Here is a 19940-nt window from a genome sequence, read left to right as displayed (position 1 = left end):
CCCCGCGAGGACGACCTCGCCCGGGGCGCGGACTCAGAACAGCAGCGAGGACAGCCGGTTGCGCGCCGACACGACGCGCGGGTCGGCGGGGCCGATGAGGCCGAACAGCTCCACGAGCCGCTCGCGCACCGGCGCCCGCTGGTCCGACGGGAGCTGAGCGAACAGATCGAGGAGCCGCGCGAACGCGTCATCCACGTGCCCTCCGGCGAGGTCGAGATCCGCCACGTCGAACTGCGCCTGCACGTCGAGCGGTCCGGCGGCGGCCGCGGCCCGCGCCTCCTGCAGATCGAGGCCCTGCACGCGGTGGAGCAGGCGCACCTGCCCGAGCCCGGCGATGGCGTCTTCATCGCGCGGGTTCTCGGCCAGCGCCTTCTCATATGCGCGGATGGCGGCGGCGTAGTCGCCCGCCTCGATCGCGGCGTACGCCTCGGCGTGGAGCGGGGGCAGCTCGGGCTCGACCGGCTCGGGCGCATCCGCTGCAGCATCGCCCGAGATCGAGAGCGTCCCGGACACGCCGTTCTGCGCCGCTAACTGGAGCAGCTGGGCGAACACCTCGCGCACCTGCTGCTCCGGCACGGCACCCGTGAACATCGGCACCGGCTGCCCGGCGATCAGCGCGACCACCATCGGGATCGACTGCGCGCGGAAGCTCTGGGCGAGCTGCGGGTTCGCGTCCACGTCCACCTTCGCCAACAGCACGCGACCGCCCAGCTCGCGGGTGACCTTCTCGATGATCGGGCTCAGCTGCTTGCACGGCCCGCACCACTCGGCCCACAGGTCGACCACGACCGGGACGGTGCGGGAGATCTCCAGGACCTCGCCGAAGGTCTCGTCCGTCGCATCGACGACCACATCGGTGATGCCCTGGCCCTGCGTCGCGGGGCCGCCCCCGGAGGACGGGGTGGGGCGGTTGCGGAGACTCGAGAGGTCGACGGCGCCACGCAGCGCCGCGGGAGAGATGTCGGTCACTTGATCACCTTCACGGAGAGCAGGTCCTGGGTGGAGGCCAGGAGCTTGATCGGCTCGCTCGAACCCTGCGAGGGGACGGCGAAGAACAACTGACTCAGGTACGTCGTCTCGACACCCGTCGACGACTCGGTCACGCCCGTGAGCGCCTTGGCCTGCTCGTTGTTGCCGAAGCGGATGACGACGTCGGAGTTGACCGGGGTGATGGTCTCGACGTCGAGCACCGAGACGGCGACGATCGCGCCGCTGTCGAGGGTGGTCATGGAGACCGGCTCGGTGGTCGTGGGCGCCGCCTTGAACGCCGTCTTCGATGTCTCGGCGGCATTCGCATCCACGAGCCCCTGCACCACGGTCTGCCGCCCATCACGGATCGACTGGGCGACCGCCAACGAGAGATCGTCGAACTGGCCGTAGTACTGGCTCTTCTCCACGTTGTCGACCACGTCGGAGAACGCCGTGGCCACCTGGTCGGGCGGCAGCGTCAGGAACGCGGAGTCGGCCGGCACCATGGAAGTGCCGAGCCAGCTCGCCGCGACCTCCGGGAACTGTGCGTCGGCGGCCATCTGGGCCAGGTTGGTCACCTTGTAGTTCGACCACGGGTCGTCCTGCGTCATCGTGAGCAGCACGGGCGGGACGGTGTCGTCGTCGGCGCTCTGCGAGAGCATGAGAACGGTGCGCGGCCAGCGGTCCGTGGCCTCGGGCAGCACGACCCGCACGTCGTCGGTGGGGATGGCCACGGGAGGCGCGTCGTTGGTGACCTTCGCGCGGATGGCGTAGTCGGCGACGCGCTCCTCGAGCGCGGGGCCGACGAGGCGGGTGGCCGCGAGGTCGGCGTCGAGGGTGCTGTCGGCCTCGGCGACCGTGTCGGCCAGGCTCTTCAGGATGCGCTTCGCCTGGGCCTCGGTGACCGCCGGCGGCTTCTGGTTCTCGGGGGCGATCACGGTCGGCGACGGCGAGGGCGTGGCGGAGGCGTCGCCCAGCTGCGGCCAGGAGTCGGCCGAGCACCCGGCGGCCAGGAGCGCGGTGAGCCCCAGGGCGGGCAGGACCAGCATCCGACGGCGGCGCGTCGCTCCGGCGGCGCGCAGGGAGGACTTCCCCTCCGGCTCTGCGCGAGGCGTCGGCTCGTCCTCCACCACCTCGGCGTCCTCGACACCGGGGTCGGACGTCGGCTTCGCGTCGGCCGCATCGAGAGCCGCGCGCTCGCCCGCGGGCAGTGCGGCGACCTCGATCGGCTCCGTCATCGGGAGCGGCCCGGGGCCTTTCCGGCGCGGCCCACGTCCGCGGCGCTGGTGGCGGATCGCGAGGATGTAGAGCACGAGGCCGATCACGAGCACGATCCCACCCGCGACCATCAACGGTCCGGCGAGCGGGGTGCTGTTGTCGAGGGGCCAGGAGACCACGATGTCGTCCGGAGCGTCTCTCGTGCCGTCGTAGGCGATGAGTACGCTCGTGCCCTCTGGGAGCTGCATGTTGTCGGCCGTGAGCAGGTTCTCCTCGCTGAAGGAGTCCAGCCACAGGTCGGAGCCGACCGGGTCGCGACCTGCGGGCTCCTCGGTCTCGGCGTCGGTGGCCGGCGTCTCTTCGGGTGCCGGCGTCGCTCCCGCCTCGTCGCCGGGCTCCGTCGTCTCCTCCTCAGCAGGAGCCGAGACGTGCTCCACCACGAACTCACCGTCGTCACCGACCGAGACGTGGTTGTAGTCGGAGTCGGCCAGCCAGGCCTGCATGTCGGCGGTCCGGCCGTAGCTGGCGAAGATCTCGCCCTCGCCGCTCACCACGAGCTTCTGCGAGCCCGGGTTGGTCCGCAGCACGTCGCCGTCCATCAGCACGAACGGCGCGGGCTCCTCGATCGAGACGCGCTCCTGCTGGTTCGATGGGCCCATGAAGACGGTCCGCTGAGCGATACCCGCGCCGATCAGCACGGCAGCCAGCACGAAGGCCACCACGGCCCATACGAAACGCACGAATAGTCTCCTCACGCATCGCGAATACCCGCCCGCGACGCCACACTCGACATTTCAGACTAGCGAAGTCACCTGTGTGTTGCCCACGAGCAGTTCGCGTGGGCAACGGACGGCACGTCGTCGCGGCACCGTGCTCCGGGCTCGATAGCCTTGCTGCAGCCGTCTCGAGGAGCACCGATGAAGATCCACAATCCGTTCCGCACCGCCCTCGTGGCGACGCTCGGCGTGGGACTCGGGATCCTGCTGATCAGCAGCGTGCAGACCCTCTCGACCGTGCTGCTCTACATCGGGACGGCGCTCTTCCTGAGCCTGGGCCTCGATCCCCTCGTCTCGTTCCTCGAGCGACGGCGACTCCCCCGGTGGCTCGCCGTGCTCGTCACGATCCTCGCGGTCCTTGCGGTCTTCGTCGGGATCATCCTGATCGTGCTGCCGGTGCTCGTCGACCAGATCTCGCAATTGATCGCGCAGATCACCACGATCGTCCAGCGCGGCACCGCGATCGACGACCTGAAGGACTGGATCCAGGAGACGTTCCCGAACCTTCTGGTCGACGACGTCTTCAACTACATCGAGGACTGGCTGACCACGAACCTGGCGGAGATCGGGGGGTCGATCGGACAGGGAGTGCTGATCGCCAGCGGCGCCGTGCTGAGCGGCGTGTTCGGGGCCTTCATCGTGCTGATCCTCACGATCTACCTCACGGCGTCGACCCCGTCGCTCAAGCGAGCCGTGTACCAGCTGGTGCCGTCGTCGAAGCGCGACCGGTTCATCGACCTGTCCGAGCAGATCACCGATTCGGTCGGCTACTACGTCATGGGCCAGGTGTCCCAGGGCGTCATCAACGGCGTGCTCAGCGCGATCTACCTGACGATCATCGAGGCGCCGTTCCCCGCCGTCCTCGCGGTCATCGCGTTCTTCTTCTCCCTGATCCCGCTGGTGGGCACACTCACCGGTTCCACGATCATCGTGCTGGTCTGCCTGATCCCCGGGCTCGGCTCCCCCGCCACCGCGCTGGCCGCGGGGATCTACTACCTGATCTACATGCAGATCGAGGCGTACGTCATCTCCCCGCGCATCATGAGCCGCGCGGTCTCCGTCCCCGGCGCGGTCGTCGTCGTCGCCGCCCTCGCCGGCGGCAGCCTGCTGGGTCTGCTCGGGGCGCTCATCGCCATCCCCGTCGCGGCGAGCATCCTGATCATCTACCGCCAGGTGCTGATCCCGCGCATGAACGACCTCTGACGCGTCGTCCGACGCGCCGTGCGGTGGTCAGGAGTCGTCGGACCAGTGCGTCGGTAGTGGGAGCGCCGACGGGTTCACGGCAGCGACCACCTCGGTGAGCACGCGTCGCGTCTGCGTCTCCCCCACCCAGAGGTGCTTGCCGCCCTCCACGGGGATCAGACGCGCGTGCGGGATCGAGGCGAAGCGCTTCTCGGCCTCGGCCGGCCGCAGATAGTCGTCGAACTCCGGAACCAGGACCACGACCTCACGATCGGCTTCCGCCCAGGCGGCGACCTCTTCGTCCGTCGCGCGGTGCAGCGGCGGCGACAGCAGGATGATGCCCTCGATCGCGTGGTCGCGGCCGTACTTCAGCGCCAGCTCCGTGCCGAACGACCAGCCCAGCAGCCAGGGGCGCGGCAGCGCGCGAGCGTGCACGAACTCCATGGCCGCGGCGACGTCGAACTGCTCCAGAGCCCCGCCGTCGAACGCACCATCGCTCGTGCCGCGCGGAGACGTGGTGCCACGGGTGTTGAAGCGCAGGACCGCGAGATCGGCGAGGGCGGGCAGACGAGCCGCCGCCTTCCGCAGGATGTGCGAATCCATGAATCCGCCGGCCGTGGGAAGCGGATGCAGCGTGACGAGCGTCGCGACCGGCTCGCTCTCCGCGGGCAGGGCGAGCTCCCCGACCAGGGTCAGGCCGTCCGCCGTCGTCAGCTCGATGTCCTCGCGGCGCGCCGGCAACTGCAGCGGTCCCCGGATCTCGATGGTCATGCGATCCTCCAACAGTGGTTGTGCCAGTGCCGGCGGTCGGCGAGGGCGGCAGCCTCCCCCAGAACCCCGTCCGCCCGCCAGGCGACGACGTGCGCGGTACCGGGCTCGATCACCCGTCCGCACCCCGGGCAGACGTACTCCTTCAGCGCCTGCACCGCGGAGACGGGCTGAACGGTCCACTCGACACCGCGACGGATCTCCGTGCGCTTCCACCCCGCCAGCAGGCGATCGAGCGACGCGTCGGGGTCAGGGCGCGCCGGAGGGCGTCGACGTGAGCGGGGCATGGTGCCTGCTCACCACCAGTGGTTGGTGGTCCAGAAGTTGTACGCGCCCGCCCAGCTGCCGTAGCGACCCGTGGCGTAGCCGGTGGCCCAGCGCAGGTTGTCGACCGGGTTGTAGCCGTTTCCGGGCACCTTGCTGCACGGCAGCGCCTGCACGAGACCGCAGGCACCGGACGACTTGTTCGTCGCGTTGGGGTTCCAGCCGCTCTCGCGCGACACGATGTAGTCGACGTACTGCCAGTCGCTCTGAGCGATGCCCGCCGCAGCCATCCACTCGGCCGGCGCACCGCCACCGCTGTACGGCGGGAGCGATCCACCGCCGGAGGGCTTGCCCTTCGAACCGCTCGTCGCGGTCGGGGCGGGCGGCGGGGGCGGCGGCTTCGGCTTGACGTAGATCTCGAACGTGCCACGGGCGAGCGGAGTGATCTCGGCGCCCTTCACCGTCACCGTCAGGTCCTGCGTATCGGCGAGGGCAGCGGCGTAGACCGACTCCGGCGACTCCTGCGGCGCGGGCTCTGCGAGAGCGACGCCGGTCGGTGCGACCATCGCGGCGGCCAATCCGACGACAGCCAGCCCGCTGAAGGCACCGGCGACGCCACGACGGCGCGTCCACCGGCGGGCCCCTCGGGTCACCGACGTCGCGGTCGCGGCAGGCACCGGCGACGCAGCGGTTCGATCGAGGTTCATGTCGTTTCGGGAGTACACGATGGGAGACAGTTTACGCACAGGAGCCTGGACAGGCCATCCACGACTCAGCGGACCGCCAGGATCACGTCGATCGTCGCGTCCAGGAGCGCGTCCACCTGCTCCTCCCGGTACCCCCCGCGCTGCATGCGGAACGCCGCGGATCGGAGCTGCTCCGCGGTCAGGGGGTCGCCGTCGCGCAGGTAGCGGACGATGCGCGACATCACATGATCGACCTCGTCGACGCGGTAGCCGAAGGTGAGGATGCCGGTCCGGCCGAAACGGTGGCGCGCCGGCCGCGCGAGGTGATCGAGGATGACCTGCGCGTCCGCCCTCGCCTGCTCGACCCAGGCACCCGCACCCAGCGATCGCACGGCGCGCTCCCGCTCGCGTGCAGCGAAGGCGTCCTCCACCCGTCCGAGTGCGGCGTCCACGTCAGCGACGACGTAACCCTCCTTGACGAGGGGGAACGAGGCCGTGCGGACGGCGTCCGCCGTGAGCTCGTCGCTCCCGGTCTCGAACGCGCGGCGCGCCGACGCGAGGAACGTGTCGACGGCTGCACGGTGATATCCGCGCGTGCGCCCCGACGTCACCGCGAACGCAGGGGGCGCCGAAGGCCGGGTCTTCTCGTCGGTCCGGTTGTCGGTCATCACAGCACCACCCAGGGAGAGAGGAGGAAGTAGAGGCACAACGCGGGGATCGTCGAGGGCAGGATGCTGTCGAGTCGATCCAGCAGACCGCCGTGACCGGGCAGCCAGGAGCTCATGTCCTTGATGCCGAGATCGCGTTTGAGCATGGACTCGCCGAGGTCACCCAGCGTCGCGGACAGCAGGATCGCTGCTCCGAAGATCAGCCCGCCCCACCAGGGCAGATCCAGCAGAAGGATCGCGAGGAGCACACCGGCGACGAGCGACGCCACGACAGCACCGCCGAAGCCCTCCCAGGTCTTCTTGGGACTGATCCGCGGTGCCATCGGATGGCGTCCGAACGCGAGACCGGCCGCATAGGCACCGGTATCAGCGGCGACGGCGATGGCGATGAAGCTCAGGACCCACCACTGCCCGCCCTCCTGCTCGAGCAGGATCAGCGCCACTCCCGCCAGGAACGGGACGTACACCTGCACGAAACCGCCGATGACCGCATCGGTGAGCACGTCGCCGTAGGTGCGCCCGTCCTTGGCGATCATCTGGGCCACCAGGCGCCAGACGATGACGAACGCCACCGACACGAACAGCATGACCCACGACAGCCACGGCGCCGCGAAGTAGGCGCCGAGGACGAGGAACGTCGCAGCGATCAGCTGCGGCACGACGTCCACACGGCGTCCTGCCGCCCGCAGCGCGCGGGACAGCTCGTACACACCGAGCAGCGCGGCGGCGAGGGCGAACGGCACGAACAGCGCCTTGATGAAGAGAAGCGAGGCGAGCAGGGCACCGCCGAACGCGAGCCCGATCAGGATCGCCAGCATGAGGTCGCGCCCCGTCCGCTGCTTGATCCGCTCGTTGGCCTGATCGAACTGATCCCGTGCGTGCGACACGTGCGTGCCGAACTCGTCGCGGGCGGCGCGCCACTGCTCGCGGATCGCGTTGTGATCGGCCGTGTCGAGACGTCGCGCCGGACCGGCCGGCGTCTCGGGCTCGGGAAGCGGCGGGCGGGGCGGCACCGCGGCGACGTCGAACCCCGGGAACGCTGCATCGGCGAGCGGGGCGCCGGCCTCGGACACGCCATCGTCACGCGCATCGCGGCGCGTGAGCGGCTTGCCCTCCTCGGCGTCTCGCGTTTCGTCGGTCATGCGGGCTTACACCTCGAGGAGTTCGGCCTCTTTGCGCTTGAGCGCGTCGTCGATCAGATCGACGTGCTGACGCGTCAGCGCGTCCAGCTCCTTCTCGCCGCGGGCGATCTCGTCTTCACCGAGCTCGCTCTTCAGCGCATCGAGCTCGTCCTTCGCCTTGCGACGGATGCCGCGCACGTGCACCTTCGCGTCCTCGGCCTTGGACTTCACGAGCTTGACGTACTCCTTGCGACGCTCAGCCGTGAGCTCCGGCATCGTGACGCGCACGAGGTTGCCGTCGTTGGTGGGGTTCGCACCGAGGTTCGGCATCTCGCGGACGGCCTGCTCGATCGCCTTCAGCGCCGACTTGTCGTACGGGGTGATGATGAGCGTGCGCGCCTCCTGGTTCGCCAGGGAGGCCAGCTGCGCGAGCGGCGTCGGGGTGCCGTAGTAGTCCACGAGCACCTTCTGGAAGAGCTGGGGGTTGGCGCGGCCCGTGCGCACCGTGGAGAAGTCCTCCTTGGCAGCCTCGACGGCGCGAGACATGCGGGTAGTGGTTTCAGCGAGGACATCCGCGATCACGGTGACTCCTATCGTCGGGGTGTTCAGAAATTCTATCGGTCGGGCGTGCTCGAACCGCGCAAGCCGTCAGGCGGTGACGAGCGTGCCGATCGTCTCGCCCAGAAGCGCGCGGGTGACGTTCCCGGCCGGCTCCATCCCGAAGACGCGCATGTCCATGTTGTTGTCCATGCACAGGCTGAAGGCGGTGGAGTCGACGACCTTGAGGCCCTGCTGCAGCGCGTCGCGGTACGTCACGCGTTCGATGCGCTCGGCGTCGGCGTGCTTGTTCGGGTCGGCGGTGTAGATGGCATCGACGCCGTTCTTGGCGACGAGCACCTCCTGCGCACCAATCTCCAGGGCGCGCTGCGCCGCGACGGTGTCGGTCGAGAAGTACGGCAGTCCGGCACCCGCGCCGAAGATCACGACGCGCCCCTTCTCCATGTGTCGCTCCGCCCGCCGCGGGATGTACGGCTCGGCGACCTGCGTCATCGCGATCGCCGACTGGACGCGGGTCGCCGCCCCCGCCTGCTCGAGGAAGTCCTGCAGCGCGAGAGCGTTCATCACGGTGCCGAGCATGCCCATGTAGTCCGCGCGGCCGCGGTCCATGCCGCGCTGACTCAGTTCGGCGCCGCGGAAGAAGTTGCCACCGCCGACGACCACGGCGACCTCGACCCGATCCACCGCCGCCGCGATCTCCCGCGCCATCTGGCTGACGACGTCCGGGTTCACCCCCAACTGCCCCGCTCCGAAGGCCTCTCCGGAGAGCTTGAGCAGGACGCGGCGGCGTCCGGTGCGTTCAGTCATGGGTGGTGTCCTCTCGTCCCGATTCAAGATAGTGCCTCGTGGGCATGAAGAAGGGGTTCGGATCATGCGATCCGAACCCCTTCGACGGTGTTACGCGCCGACCTTGAAGCGCGCGAAGTCCGTCACGGTGATACCGGCGTCCTTCGCCACCTGGGCGACGGAGAGCTTGTTGTCCTTCGCGTAGTCCTGCTCGAGCAGGGCGACCTGCTTGATGAACGCGGCGACACGGCCCTCGACGATCTTCGGCAGGGCGGCCTCGGGCTTGCCCTCGTTGCGGGAGATCTCGGTGACGATCTCACGCTCCTTCTCGACCGCGTCCGCCGGCACGTCCTCGCGGGACAGGTACGACGGGTTCGCGAACGAGATGTGCTGAGCGATGCTGCGCGCGGTCTCGGCGTCGTCACCCGAGTAGGCGACGACAACGCCGATCTGCGGCGGCAGGTCCTTGCTGGTGCGGTGCAGGTAGACCTCGACCTTGTCGCCGGAGATCGTGCGCACGCGACGCAGCTCGACCTTCTCGCCGATGATCGCCGCCTCCTCCGAGATGACCTGCTCGACGCTCTTGTCGCCGGCCTGGGCGGCCAGCGCGGCCTCGACCGAGTCCGCCTTGACCGCGGCCGCGGCGTCGGCGACCTTGTCGGCCAGCGCGATGAATCGGTCGTTCTTCGCGACGAAGTCGGTCTCGCAGGCGAGCTCGATCAGGGTCACGGCGCCGTCCTGCTCGCGAGCGACGACGAGGCCCTCGCTCGTGGAACGGTCAGCGCGCTTGGCGTTGCCCTTCGCACCCTTGAGACGCAGGATCTCGGTGGCCTTCTCGACGTCGCCGTCGGCCTCCTCGAGCGCCTTCTTGGTGTCGACCATTCCGGTGCCGAGCTGCTCGCGCAGCGCCTTGAGGTCCGCGATGGTGAAGTTGGCCATGTGTGGTGGCTCCTTGCTTCGTGATGTGGGTGTGAACGAGGGATTACTTGTTGTCTGCGGCCTCGGCGGCGGCGACCTCAGCGGTCTCCTCACCGGAAGCGGCGGCGATCGCCTCGTCGTGCGCCTCGGCACCGGCCTTGTCGGCGGCGGTCTCGTCGGCAGCGGGCGTCTCGACGACAGCGGCCTCATCGGCGGCGGTGACCACCTCAGCGGCGTCGGCCGACTCCTCGACCGGAGCCTCGAGCAGCTCCTTCTCCCACTCGGCGAGCGGCTCGGCGTCACCCGACTCGGGGTTGTGCTTCTGCTGCAGGCCCTCGGCCGCGGCGTCGGCGATGATGCGGGTCAGCAGCGAGACGGAGCGGATCGCGTCGTCGTTGCCGGGGATCGGGTACTGGAAGTCGTCCGGGTCCGCGTTGGTGTCGAGGATGCCGATCACCGGGATGCCGAGCTTCTTGGCCTCGTCGATCGCGAGGTGCTCGCGCTTGGCGTCGACGACCCACAGGGCCGACGGCGTCTTGGTGAGGTTGCGGATGCCGCCGAGCGACTTGTGCAGCTTGTCGAGCTCGCGCTTCTTGAGCAGCAGCTCCTTCTTGGTGAAGCCCGAAGCGGCCGGGTTCTCGTAGTCGAGCTCCTCGAGCTCCTTCATGCGGGCGAGACGCTTCGCGATCGTGGAGAAGTTGGTGAGGAGTCCACCCAGCCAGCGCTGGTTCACGAACGGCTGGCCGACGCGCGTGGCCTGCTCCGCGAGGATCTCCTGCGCCTGCTTCTTGGTGCCGACGAAGAGGATGGTGCCGCCGTGCGCGACGGTCTCCTTGACGAAGTCGTACGCCTTGTCGATGTAGCCGAGCGACTGCTGGAGGTCGATGATGTGGATGCCGCTGCGCTCCGTGAGGATGAAGCGCTTTACCTTCGGGTTCCACCGACGGGTCTGGTGTCCGAAGTGCACGCCGCTGTCGAGCAGCTGGCGGATGGTGACCACAGCCATGGTCGTCTCCTGGTTCTGGCGCTCGAAGGCGCCGTTGAGGTTGTTCACGCCGACCGGATGATCGGACGCCCTGGTGCCCGGCTCACGCCCACCTGCGGGAAGCAGGACCTGCGGGAGTGGATGCCACGAGAGAATCGCTGTGGGCACGCGTAGTCACCCCGAGATCGAGGTGCTCGTCCAGCATACAGGATCACGGTGCGGCGCTCGCACTGCACAGCCTGGAGCTCGCGCGACTTGTTCCCGGCCGCCGAACCAGCGACTCGCCCGCCCGCCATGCGTCCGCCGCCTCCCTCAGACTCGCCGCATGACCTCAGAACACCGATCGGTCGTCCTCGCTCTCGGGCTGGTCGCAGCCGTGCTCTCGGGCACCCTGAGCGGCGCGGCGGCCACGACCGCTCCCGTCGCGGGCTCGGGCCCGGAGCTGACGAACGTCGCGGCGGTTGATCGCGCGCCGACCGGTCTCTCCCTCGGGGTGTCGCGCGTACGGATGGAGGGTTCGAGCACCGGGAGGCCGCGCGACCGCACGCGCGAACCCGCCGGCGACTGGCACTGGCCCGTGGAGGGCGCGCGCTCCGTCGTGGTCCGCTTCCGTGCTCCGACGCAGCCGTACGGCCCGGGTCATCGCGGTGTGGACATCGCTGCGCCCGTCGGCGCCGCGGTCATGGCTCCGGCGGACGGTGTCGTGGCCTTCCGGGGTGTCGTCGTCGATCGGCCTCTTCTGACCATCACTCACGCCGGCGGTCTGGTCACGACGTTCGAGCCGGTGGACTCTTCGCTCTCGCCGGGCGAACGTGTGACACGTGGACAGCAGGTCGGCACGGTCGCGCGGGGCGGACACGCGTCCGATGGCACCGTCCATCTCGGCGTGCGGCTGCAAAGCCTGTACGTCGATCCACTGACGCTGTTCGGAGAGGTGCGACGCGCGGTGCTCCTCCCCTGCTGTCGCGAGTGATCCGGCGGGTCCGACGACCGGCAGCCTCCTCGCGAGCCCGTCGCACCCCGGGGTGCTGCAACAGGGGTGCGGGACGTGAGCGGCTCGGGCGCCGTCAGGCGCGGGGATGAGCGAGACGATAGGTCGCCGTGAGGCGCTCCGCGGAGACATGCGTGTAGATCTGGGTCGTGCCCAGGCTGGCGTGGCCGAGGATCTCCTGCACGGCACGCAGATCCGCGCCTCCGTCGAGGAGGTGGGTCGCCGCGCTGTGTCGCAGCGCATGCGGGCCGATCGTCTCCGCCCCCACGACCGGCGCCAGCGCTCGGGCCACCAGGGCGTACACGGCTCGCGGTCCCATGCGTCCCCCTCGCGCTCCGAGGAAGACTGCCGTTCCGGGGGACATGGCGCGGGCGAGCAGCGTGGGCCTGGCACGGGTGAGGTACGCACCTGTGGCCACGACCGCCGGAGCCCCGAAGGGCACGACCCGCTCCTTCGCGCCCTTGCCGAGGACGCGGACGGTCCCGCGCTCGAGGTCGACATCGTCGACGTCGAGGCCGCACAACTCGGAGACGCGGATGCCTGCCCCATACAGGAGCTCCAGGATCGCGTGATCTCGCAGTGCCACCGGGTCTCCGTCGCTCGCGGCCGCGCGGTGCGCGTCGAGCAACTGGGTCATCGCGTCCTTCGACGCCACGGTCGGCAGCGTCTTCGCTCGTTTGGGGGCCACGAGGCGGATGCTCGGGTCGGTCGCGATCAGCTCGCGTTCGCGCGCCCAGGCGAAGAAGGATCGTGCGGCGGCCGCGCGTCGTGCCAGGGTGGAGCGGGCGTCGCCACGCTGGGTCGCCTGCCAGAGCCACTCCCGGAGATCTTCCAGATCCACGCTCGCCACCGGCCCGATGCCCACCGTGGACCCGAGGTCTCGCAGGTCTGCACGGTAGGCGCGCACGGTCGCGGGCGAGAGCCGGCGCACCTTCTCCAGGTGGTCGGTGAACGCCTCCACCGCGACTGCGTAATCCACGTCTCCAGCTTGCCCGGATCGTCGGCGAGTTCGTTGCGCCCCGCCGCACCGCGACGTTCGGCAGTACACGGGCAACTCAGCGGCGGCGCCACCCCCGCTCGTCTCGGCGCACGGTGCCCTCCAGATCGAGAAGCCCGAGGATCGCGCGCGCCCGCCCTGCCTCGACCCCCGCTCGTTCCGCGATGTCGGCGATCGTCAGGGAGACCGCCGTGCTCATCGCTGCCTCGACACGACTCCGATCGGGGCCGAGGGAGGAGACGCCAGGAGGCGCCCCCACCGACTCCCCCATGAGCTCTCTGACCTCCGCGGCCGACGTCACGCAGGTCGCGTCGTACTCCCGCAGGAGCCGATGGCACCCGGCCGATGATGCGGACGTCACGGGTCCCGGCACCGCGCCGAGGGGCCGTCCGAGAGTCGCGGCATGGCCCGCGGTGTTCAGGGAGCCGCTTCGCCACCCCGCCTCGACGACGACCGTCGCATGCCCCAGCGCCGCGATGAGTCTGTTTCGAGCGAGGAACCGCCACTTGGTGGGAGCGGCCCCGCACGGGGGCTCGCTCACCACGGCACCGCGCTCCGCGATGCGCGTCAACAGGTCGTGATGACCGGCGGGGTAAAGACGGTCCACGCCGCCGGCGAGCACCGCGACCGTCTCCCCTCCCACCCCGAGAGCAGCGCGGTGTGCCGCTCCGTCGATGCCATACGCACCACCCGACACGATCACCGCGCCGGTCGTCGCCAGGTCTCCCGCCAGCTCCGACGCCACGCGGTCGCCGTACCCGGTCGCAGCCCGCGCGCCGACGACGGCGACCTGGGGCTGCGCAACCAGGAGCTCGCAGCGCCCGCGCACCCAGAGAGCCGCGGGTGCCTGTGTGCCGAGATCGGACAGACGGACCGGCCAGCAGGCGTCACCGGGCACGACGAGGTGAGCCCCGACCGATTCCGCCGCGCGGAACGCACGACACACCGCTGCTGGTGACGCGCGGGGTGCCCAGCGCCTCCGCGCCTCAGCGAGCGCGCGTACAGCTCCGGCACGGCGCACTTCGGGTTTCGTGCGCGCACTCGCGTCGAAGGCGTAGCGGAGCCCACCCACCGCCCCGAACTCCTGCGTCAAGACTCCGGCGACGGCATCTCCGGGTTCGGCGATGACGCTCCAAGCCGCGCGGGCGACGACGTCCGCAAGTCCTTCGGATTGGCCTCCTCGAATCCGACGGGCGACCGCACACGTGCTCTCGTCGGCGAGCAGAGCGTCGATCATGCCGCCACCCCTCGACGCAGGTGCAAGGCGCGACCGATCTCCTCTTCGCCGGGCCGCCCCCGGCCGGCGAGGTCCGCCATCGTCCACGCGACCCTGAGCACACGGTCGTAACCGCGGAGCGTGAGCGCACCGCGCTCGAGGGCACGATCGAGGATCATCCGCTCGGTCTTCTCCACATGGAACGGGGCCCGTCGGAGGACGGGACCTGGCACCTCGGCGTTCTTCTGCCAGGGTGTCCCACGCCAGCGATGCGCCGCGCGCTCCTGTGCTGCCTGCACGCGCTCACGCGCGAACGCCGTCGTCACCCGAGCACGCGCGTCGGAGATGGCTTTCGACGCGGCAACACGGGTGAGCCCGAGATCGATGTCGACTCGGTCACGCAAAGGGCCGGATATCCGAGCGGCATACCGTCGGACGGCGCTCGGCGGACAGGTGCATTCCGCGTTCCGCACACCGAAGTTGCCGCAGGGACACGGGTTCGTGGCGAGCAGGAGTTGGAAGCGGGCAGGGAAACGCGCGGTGAAGCCGGATCGGTGCACGTCCACCACCCCCGATTCCAACGGCTGGCGAAGCGCGTCGAGCGCGACGCGGGAGAACTCGGCCGCCTCGTCGAGGAACAGCACCCCGCGATGCGCACGAGCCACGGCTCCCGGCCTCGCAGAGCGCGATCCTCCGCCGATCAACGCCACGGTGGAGGCCGTATGGTGGGGCGCCTCCAGCGGAGGTCGACGGTCCAGAGAGGTGACGGACTCGCCGCTCAGCGACCGGATCGATGCGACCTCCAGCGCCTTTCGCTCATCGAGCAGCGGCAGGATCCCCGGCATACGTGCGGCGAGCATGGACTTCCCCGCGCCAGGAGGACCGCTGAGGAGCAGGTGATGGCCGCCCGCGGCGGCTGCGATGAGGGCCTCGACCGCCTCGTCCTGTCCGATGACGTCTGCGAGGTCGTGCTCGTCCTCGCGCCGGGAGACGGGGGCCGGAAGCAGGACCGGCTCGACGTCGTCCACGTCCACGGCGGCGCCATGCCAGACGGCGACCTCGGCCAGCGACGCCGCGGACCGCACTTCCACACCGGGAACCAACCGCGCCTCCGGCTCGTTGCCGCGCGGCACCACGACCTGGGTGAACCCCGCACGCACGGCGGCGAAGACCGCCGGCAGGACGCCGGGCACCGGGCGGATCCTCCCGTCGAGCCCGAGTTCGCCGAGATGTACCGTCCGTCGGACCGCTCGCTGGTTCAGAGTGCCGCCCGTGGCGAGGCTGGCGATCGCGATGGCGAGGTCGAAGGCCGAGCCGTGCTTCGGGAGACTGGCCGGCGACAGGTTGACGGTGAGACGGCGCCGTGGGAGATCCAGCCCGGAGTTCTGACAGGCGTTGTGGACTCGCTGTACGGCCTCGCCGAGCGACTTGTCCGGAAGCCCGATGATGCGGAACTCGGGCGTCTGATTGGACAGATCGGCCTCCACCTCGACGAGGTGTCCGACAGCACCGTTGAGGGCGACGGACCAGGTGCGCGCGGTGGTCACGCGATGTCCTCGAGATGGTCGACGACGCCCTGCGCGGCGTCCGGACCGGTGATCCCGATCGCCTCGAGGCGCAGCGCCAGGCCCGCCACCGCATCCGCGTGCGCGGCCCGCCAGGCGTACGCGAGCTGCCAGAGACGACGGCGTTTCCGTGCATCGATCGCCTCGAGCGGATGCCCGAATGCGGCGCTCCGCCGTGTCTTCACCTCGACGATCGCGAGCCATCCGTCCCGCTGGGCGACGATGTCGATCTCGCCCTGCGCACACCGCCAGTTCCGGTCGAGGATGGTGTACCCGCGGTATCGGAGGTACTCCGCCGCACGTCGTTCGCCCGCTCGTCCGAGCTCGTCTTTCGCTGCCATGCGGAGAGGATCCCGCACTCCCGCCCTGCGCCGTGGGGCTGTCGGGCTTTACGAGGGACGCCGCGGAGAAGACCCTCGTTCCTGCGGTCGGTGCAGAACGGGAGTCGCAGCCGACCGGCGCGTCTGGACCTCTACGACGGCGTCAGGTCACTCGCCGTCGAGGGACAGCTCCTGCGGGAGCTCGAACTCGCGTCGCTGCAGTTCCTCGACGTTGACGTCCTTGAAGGTGAGGACCCGCACGGCCTTCACGAAGCGGTCCGCGCGATAGATGTCCCAGACCCAGACATCGCTCATGGAGATCTCGAAGTAGAAGTCGTGCTCGGTGTCGCGTCGCACGACGTTGACCTCGTTGGCGAGGTAGAAGCGCCGCTCGGTCTCGACCACGTACTGGAACTGCGAGACGACGTCACGGTACTCACGGAACAGCGCCAGCTCGAGCTCGCGGTCGTAGTCGTCGAAGGCTTCCTCATCCATGATGACTCCATCCTATGGCGGCGGACCGCACGGAGCGGTATCCGCGGGCGCCCTCAGAAGAGCGTCGGGGCATCGGCGATCGCCCAGGACGACCGGTGGAACGGTGACAGGCCCAGAGCGCGGATGGCGTCCCGATGCTCGGGGCTCGCGTAGCCCTTGTTCCGATCCCACTGATAGCCGCTATGACCCTCGTGCAGCTCGGCCATGTGCCCGTCGCGTGCGACCTTGGCGATCACGGAGGCGGCCGACACGGAGGCGCAGTCGCGGTCGGCCTTGACCACCGGCCGCACACGGAGGGGGACGGGATGGACGCGGGACACGTAGTCGTGATTCCCATCGAGCAGCACCAGCGCATTCTCGAGGGCGGCCCCCTGGTCCACCACGGCCTGAACGGCCCGCGACGCGGCGAGACCGAGCGCCCGCATGATCCCCACCTCGTCGACCTCCCTCGCCGTTGCCCAGCCGACGGCGGAGGCCTGGACCCACGCCGCGGCGCGCGCAGCCACCTCAGGGCGCCGTCGTTCCGTGACGAGTTTCGAATCGCGCAGACCCTCGGGAACCCGCCGGCGCGCTCCCTTGGCGTCCATCACGGCGGCCCCCACGGCGACCGGCCCCGCGAGGGCACCGCGACCGACCTCGTCGAGCGCGATGATCAGCTCGCATTCGCCGAGGAGCCGTCGCTCGAGCGTCAGACGGGGCGCGACGACGGTCATTCCGACTCCGGTACCCCGTTGAAGATCTCGTGATGCCCGTCGATCGTGCCGAACCGATCGAGCGGCCAGGTCGTCAGGAACGCCTTGCCGACGATGTTGCCGACGGGCACGAAGCCGCCGCTCGGGAGATCCTGGTGGGCGCGCGCGTCTCGCGAGCGATCGCGGTTGTCGCCCAGGAGCCACACCGAGTCCTCAGGCACGACCACGTCGAACGGCTCGTTGGAGGCGGCGGTGTCGCCCTGCGGGAGGTTGAGGTATCCGAGCTCGTCGATCGGTGCACCGTTGATCGTAATCTGCCCCAGCGCGTTGCAGCACACCACGTGGTCGCCCGCGACCCCGATCACGCGCTTGACGAGATGGTCCTGCGAGTCCGTCGCCGAGATACCCACGAAGTTCAGCACCCAATCCACAGCCTGGATCAGAGGCGGCTGCGCCGGTGTCTGCACTTGACCGTCGAGCCATCCCCCGGGGTCCTTGAACACGACCACGTCGCCCCGCTCGTAGCCGGTCCAGCGCGGTGTCAGCTCGTCGACGAGGATCCTGTCGTTGATGAGTAGCGTCCGCTCCATCGAGGCCGAGGGGATATAGAACGAGCGGACGACGAACGTCTTGATGACGAACGACACCAGCGCCGCGATCAGGACGATCACCAGCACATCACGGAGGAAGACCAGGAACCCGCGGCGCCTTCTCGTCGGACGTGCGGACGGAGAGTCAGTCATCTGGTTCCTTCTCGAGTGGAGCACCGTTGGCACACGGCAGTAACAAGGGTCGCACACCCCGCGCACGACAAAGCACCCCGGGACATCGTGTCCCGGGGTGCTGTGAGGAAGCTGCGACTCAGTTGTCGCGCTTCTCCTTGATCTTCGCCTTCTTGCCACGCAGCTCGCGCAGGTAGTAGAGCTTCGCACGACGAACGTCACCGCGCGTGACGACCTCGATGTGGTCGATCACCGGGGAGTGCACGGGGAAGGTGCGCTCCACGCCCACCTGGAAGCTGATCTTGCGGACCGTGAAGGTCTCGCGCACGCTGTCGCCCTGGCGGCCGATGACGACGCCCTGGAAGACCTGGATACGGGAGCGGTTGCCCTCGGTGATGTTGACGTGCACCTTGACGGTGTCACCGGGGAAGAACTCGGGGATGTCGGAACGGAGCGAAGCCGCGTCGACGGCGTCGAGGATCTGCATGATCGTCTCTCTCTGCACTCGCCACAGGTCGGATGCATGATGATGGAAGGAACAAGAACGGGTGTGTGCTGAACGGCGCTGACGCGTCCGCGGGCTCCCCTGAGGCAGAGCCGGTCACGGCACAAGAATCCATTCTGCCACGGATGGCAGATGCGACCAAAACGGTCACTCAGTCCCGGGGATCACTCTCGCGCACGACGATGATCTCATGGGGCTCCGCGCGCACGGTCGGCTCGTCCGCGGCGGGGATCGTGGACCACGTGATGGTCTCTCTGATGCGCGCCCCACTGCCACGGGCCTCGTTCCACAGCTGCCACAGCTGCAGCCAGACGAGCGCGATCCCGACGACGATCGCCGCCGCGAGCAACCAGCCGAACGCGCCGTCGATGAAGAACCCGACCGCGATGGTGAGGCCGTGCCACAGCGCGAAGCCGGCGACATCCCACCAGGACACGGCACGCTCAGCGCGGACCGACGGCCGCGAACGCGTGAGCAGTGTGAGCAGGAGCTGCCCGATGAAGACGGACGGCATCGCGATGAGCAACACCCACAGGATGGCCCAGCCGCCCTGGAACACGCCCCAGCCGACGAGGAGCCACAGCGGGAGCACGAAGGCAGACGGCAGGAGCCACCGGAAGAACGCCTGACGCAACCACATGCTCCGATGCTACGTCGATCGCCCCTCGTCGGGTCAGCGTGTTCGCTCTGAGCGCGCGGCTCCCCTGGGCGCTTCGATCAGGGAGAATGGAGGAAACGAGAGGACACCCATGATCGAACTGCGCACCCCTGCAGAGATCGACGAGATGCGCGCGGCAGGCCGGTTCGTCGCCGAGACCCTGGCGACCCTGCGCGACGAGACGAAAGTGGGCACCAACCTTCTGGCGATCGACCGTCGCGCCCACGACATGATCCGCAGAGCGGGCGCGGAGTCCTGCTACATCGACTACCACCCGTCCTTCGGGGCGAGCCCCTTCGGCAAGGTCATCTGCACCTCCGTGAACGACGCGGTCCTGCACGGCCTCCCCCACGACTACACCCTGCGCGACGGCGATCTGGTCACCCTCGACTTCGCGGTGTCCGTCGACGGATGGGTGGCCGACTCTGCCGTCTCGTTCGTGGTCGGCACGCCGCGCGACGAGGACCTGCGCCTGATCGACACCACCGAGCGGGCTCTCACGGCCGCGATCGAGACCTCTGTCGTGGGCAACCGCATCGGCGACATCTCCGCTGCGATCGCCGCCGTCGCCCACCGCGAGGGCTACTCCATCAACACCGACTTCGGCGGGCACGGCGTCGGACGCACCATGCACGGAGACCCGCATGTGGCGAACGACGGCAGAGCGGGCCGCGGCTTCCCGCTCCGCGCCGGCCTGGTCCTGGCTCTCGAACCGTGGTTCCTCGCGACCACCGACGAGCTCGTGACCGACCCCGACGGCTGGACGCTGCGCAGCGTCGACGGCTCCCGCGGTGCGCATTCGGAGCACACCATCGCGATCACGGATGACGGGCCGATCATCCTCACCGACCGTTCCTTCCTCGGCGTCGACTGACCCGCG

General features: G+C 69.5%; 23 protein-coding genes. 3 read left to right on the top strand and 20 right to left on the bottom strand.

Annotated features, from left to right (window positions below; translation table 11 throughout):
• Positions 1 to 33 precede the first annotated feature (33 nt).
• Complete coding sequence (locus KV394_RS13280) at positions 34 to 969, bottom strand: tetratricopeptide repeat protein (protein ID WP_247981634.1); 936 nt, start codon at positions 967 to 969, stop codon at positions 34 to 36.
• Positions 966 to 2927 carry a glycosyl transferase gene (locus KV394_RS13275; protein WP_247981633.1) on the bottom strand — a complete coding sequence of 654 codons (1962 nt, stop codon included), beginning with the start codon at positions 2925 to 2927 and terminating at the stop codon, positions 966 to 968. Before KV394_RS13275 ends, KV394_RS13280 begins: the two co-directional genes overlap by 4 nt.
• 177 nt (positions 2928 to 3104) lie before the next feature.
• Here KV394_RS13275 and KV394_RS13270 point away from each other — a divergent pair, with 177 nt between their 5' ends.
• Positions 3105 to 4166: an AI-2E family transporter gene (locus KV394_RS13270; protein ID WP_136031823.1), complete on the top strand. Its 1062-nt coding sequence runs from the start codon at positions 3105 to 3107 to the stop codon at positions 4164 to 4166.
• Between the two features lie 27 nt (positions 4167 to 4193).
• On the opposite strand, the gene KV394_RS13265 is transcribed toward KV394_RS13270, so the two are convergent.
• The 9 genes from KV394_RS13265 to rpsB form a co-directional block, all read right to left on the bottom strand.
• Positions 4194 to 4916 carry an alpha/beta hydrolase gene (locus tag KV394_RS13265; protein ID WP_168442836.1) on the bottom strand — a complete coding sequence of 241 codons (723 nt, stop codon included), beginning with the start codon at positions 4914 to 4916 and terminating at the stop codon, positions 4194 to 4196.
• Positions 4913 to 5200, bottom strand: coding sequence for a hypothetical protein (locus tag KV394_RS13260; RefSeq protein WP_136031821.1), 288 nt, complete (start codon positions 5198 to 5200; stop codon positions 4913 to 4915). The genes KV394_RS13265 and KV394_RS13260 overlap by 4 nt, the downstream gene beginning before the upstream one ends.
• 9 nt (positions 5201 to 5209) lie before the next feature.
• Entirely contained in the window at positions 5210 to 5884 is a 675-nt protein-coding gene (locus KV394_RS13255; protein WP_136045734.1) for an aggregation-promoting factor C-terminal-like domain-containing protein, read from the bottom strand.
• Positions 5885 to 5949: 65 nt separating this feature from the next.
• A complete protein-coding gene (locus tag KV394_RS13250; RefSeq protein WP_247981632.1) occupies positions 5950 to 6531 on the bottom strand; it encodes a DivIVA domain-containing protein in 582 nt (193 codons plus the stop codon).
• The gene (locus KV394_RS13245; RefSeq protein WP_205814445.1) at positions 6531 to 7673 is read right to left on the bottom strand and encodes a phosphatidate cytidylyltransferase; all 1143 of its coding nucleotides are present in this window, start codon (positions 7671 to 7673) and stop codon (positions 6531 to 6533) included. Before KV394_RS13245 ends, KV394_RS13250 begins: the two co-directional genes overlap by 1 nt.
• A gap of 6 nt (positions 7674 to 7679) precedes the next feature.
• On the bottom strand, positions 7680 to 8234 hold the full coding sequence (gene frr, locus KV394_RS13240) for a ribosome recycling factor (RefSeq protein WP_247981631.1): 555 nt from the start codon (positions 8232 to 8234) through the stop codon (positions 7680 to 7682).
• A 66-nt stretch (positions 8235 to 8300) separates the two neighbouring features.
• Positions 8301 to 9017 (bottom strand): UMP kinase, encoded by a 717-nt coding sequence (gene pyrH, locus KV394_RS13235; RefSeq protein WP_136031812.1) that lies wholly within the window; start codon positions 9015 to 9017, stop codon positions 8301 to 8303.
• Positions 9018 to 9107: 90 nt separating this feature from the next.
• Complete coding sequence (gene tsf, locus KV394_RS13230; RefSeq protein ID WP_136031810.1) at positions 9108 to 9935, bottom strand: translation elongation factor Ts; 828 nt, start codon at positions 9933 to 9935, stop codon at positions 9108 to 9110.
• 43 nt (positions 9936 to 9978) lie between these two features.
• Positions 9979 to 10920, bottom strand: a complete 942-nt coding sequence (gene rpsB / locus KV394_RS13225) for a 30S ribosomal protein S2 (protein ID WP_136031920.1) — start codon at positions 10918 to 10920, stop codon at positions 9979 to 9981.
• 304 nt (positions 10921 to 11224) lie between these two features.
• Between rpsB and KV394_RS13220 the strand changes: the two genes are divergently transcribed.
• Positions 11225 to 11872 carry a murein hydrolase activator EnvC family protein gene (locus KV394_RS13220; protein WP_247981630.1) on the top strand — a complete coding sequence of 216 codons (648 nt, stop codon included), beginning with the start codon at positions 11225 to 11227 and terminating at the stop codon, positions 11870 to 11872.
• A 94-nt stretch (positions 11873 to 11966) separates the two neighbouring features.
• Here KV394_RS13220 and KV394_RS13215 read toward each other — a convergent pair whose 3' ends face one another.
• The 9 genes from KV394_RS13215 to KV394_RS13175 form a co-directional block, all read right to left on the bottom strand.
• Positions 11967 to 12869, bottom strand: a complete 903-nt coding sequence (locus KV394_RS13215; RefSeq protein WP_247981629.1) for a tyrosine recombinase — start codon at positions 12867 to 12869, stop codon at positions 11967 to 11969.
• A gap of 76 nt (positions 12870 to 12945) precedes the next feature.
• Entirely contained in the window at positions 12946 to 14124 is a 1179-nt protein-coding gene (dprA, locus tag KV394_RS13210) for a DNA-processing protein DprA (protein ID WP_136031806.1), read from the bottom strand.
• Positions 14121 to 15650, bottom strand: a complete 1530-nt coding sequence (locus KV394_RS13205; protein ID WP_247981628.1) for a YifB family Mg chelatase-like AAA ATPase — start codon at positions 15648 to 15650, stop codon at positions 14121 to 14123. The genes dprA and KV394_RS13205 overlap by 4 nt, the downstream gene beginning before the upstream one ends.
• Entirely contained in the window at positions 15647 to 16009 is a 363-nt protein-coding gene (locus tag KV394_RS13200) for a YraN family protein (RefSeq protein WP_136046066.1), read from the bottom strand. The genes KV394_RS13205 and KV394_RS13200 overlap by 4 nt, the downstream gene beginning before the upstream one ends.
• 147 nt (positions 16010 to 16156) lie before the next feature.
• Positions 16157 to 16483, bottom strand: coding sequence for a DUF2469 family protein (locus tag KV394_RS13195; protein ID WP_017204525.1), 327 nt, complete (start codon positions 16481 to 16483; stop codon positions 16157 to 16159).
• Between the two features lie 53 nt (positions 16484 to 16536).
• Complete coding sequence (locus KV394_RS13190; RefSeq protein WP_136037023.1) at positions 16537 to 17196, bottom strand: ribonuclease HII; 660 nt, start codon at positions 17194 to 17196, stop codon at positions 16537 to 16539.
• Positions 17193 to 17918, bottom strand: a complete 726-nt coding sequence (gene lepB, locus KV394_RS13185; protein ID WP_136034606.1) for a signal peptidase I — start codon at positions 17916 to 17918, stop codon at positions 17193 to 17195. The genes KV394_RS13190 and lepB overlap by 4 nt, the downstream gene beginning before the upstream one ends.
• A 118-nt stretch (positions 17919 to 18036) precedes the next feature.
• Complete coding sequence (gene rplS / locus KV394_RS13180; RefSeq protein ID WP_136034604.1) at positions 18037 to 18384, bottom strand: 50S ribosomal protein L19; 348 nt, start codon at positions 18382 to 18384, stop codon at positions 18037 to 18039.
• Between the two features lie 169 nt (positions 18385 to 18553).
• Entirely contained in the window at positions 18554 to 19042 is a 489-nt protein-coding gene (locus KV394_RS13175) for an MFS transporter permease (protein ID WP_136034602.1), read from the bottom strand.
• 109 nt (positions 19043 to 19151) lie between these two features.
• On the opposite strand from KV394_RS13175, the gene map reads away from it, so the two are divergent.
• The gene (gene map, locus KV394_RS13170) at positions 19152 to 19934 is read left to right on the top strand and encodes a type I methionyl aminopeptidase (protein ID WP_247638738.1); all 783 of its coding nucleotides are present in this window, start codon (positions 19152 to 19154) and stop codon (positions 19932 to 19934) included.
• The last annotated feature ends 6 nt before the right edge of the window (positions 19935 to 19940 follow it).

The organism is Microbacterium sufflavum, assembly GCF_023101165.1.
Lineage (GTDB): Bacteria > Actinomycetota > Actinomycetes > Actinomycetales > Microbacteriaceae > Microbacterium > Microbacterium sufflavum.
The sequence above is the reverse complement of the archived record's forward strand: the minus strand, read 5'-3'. Positions and strand labels throughout refer to the sequence as shown.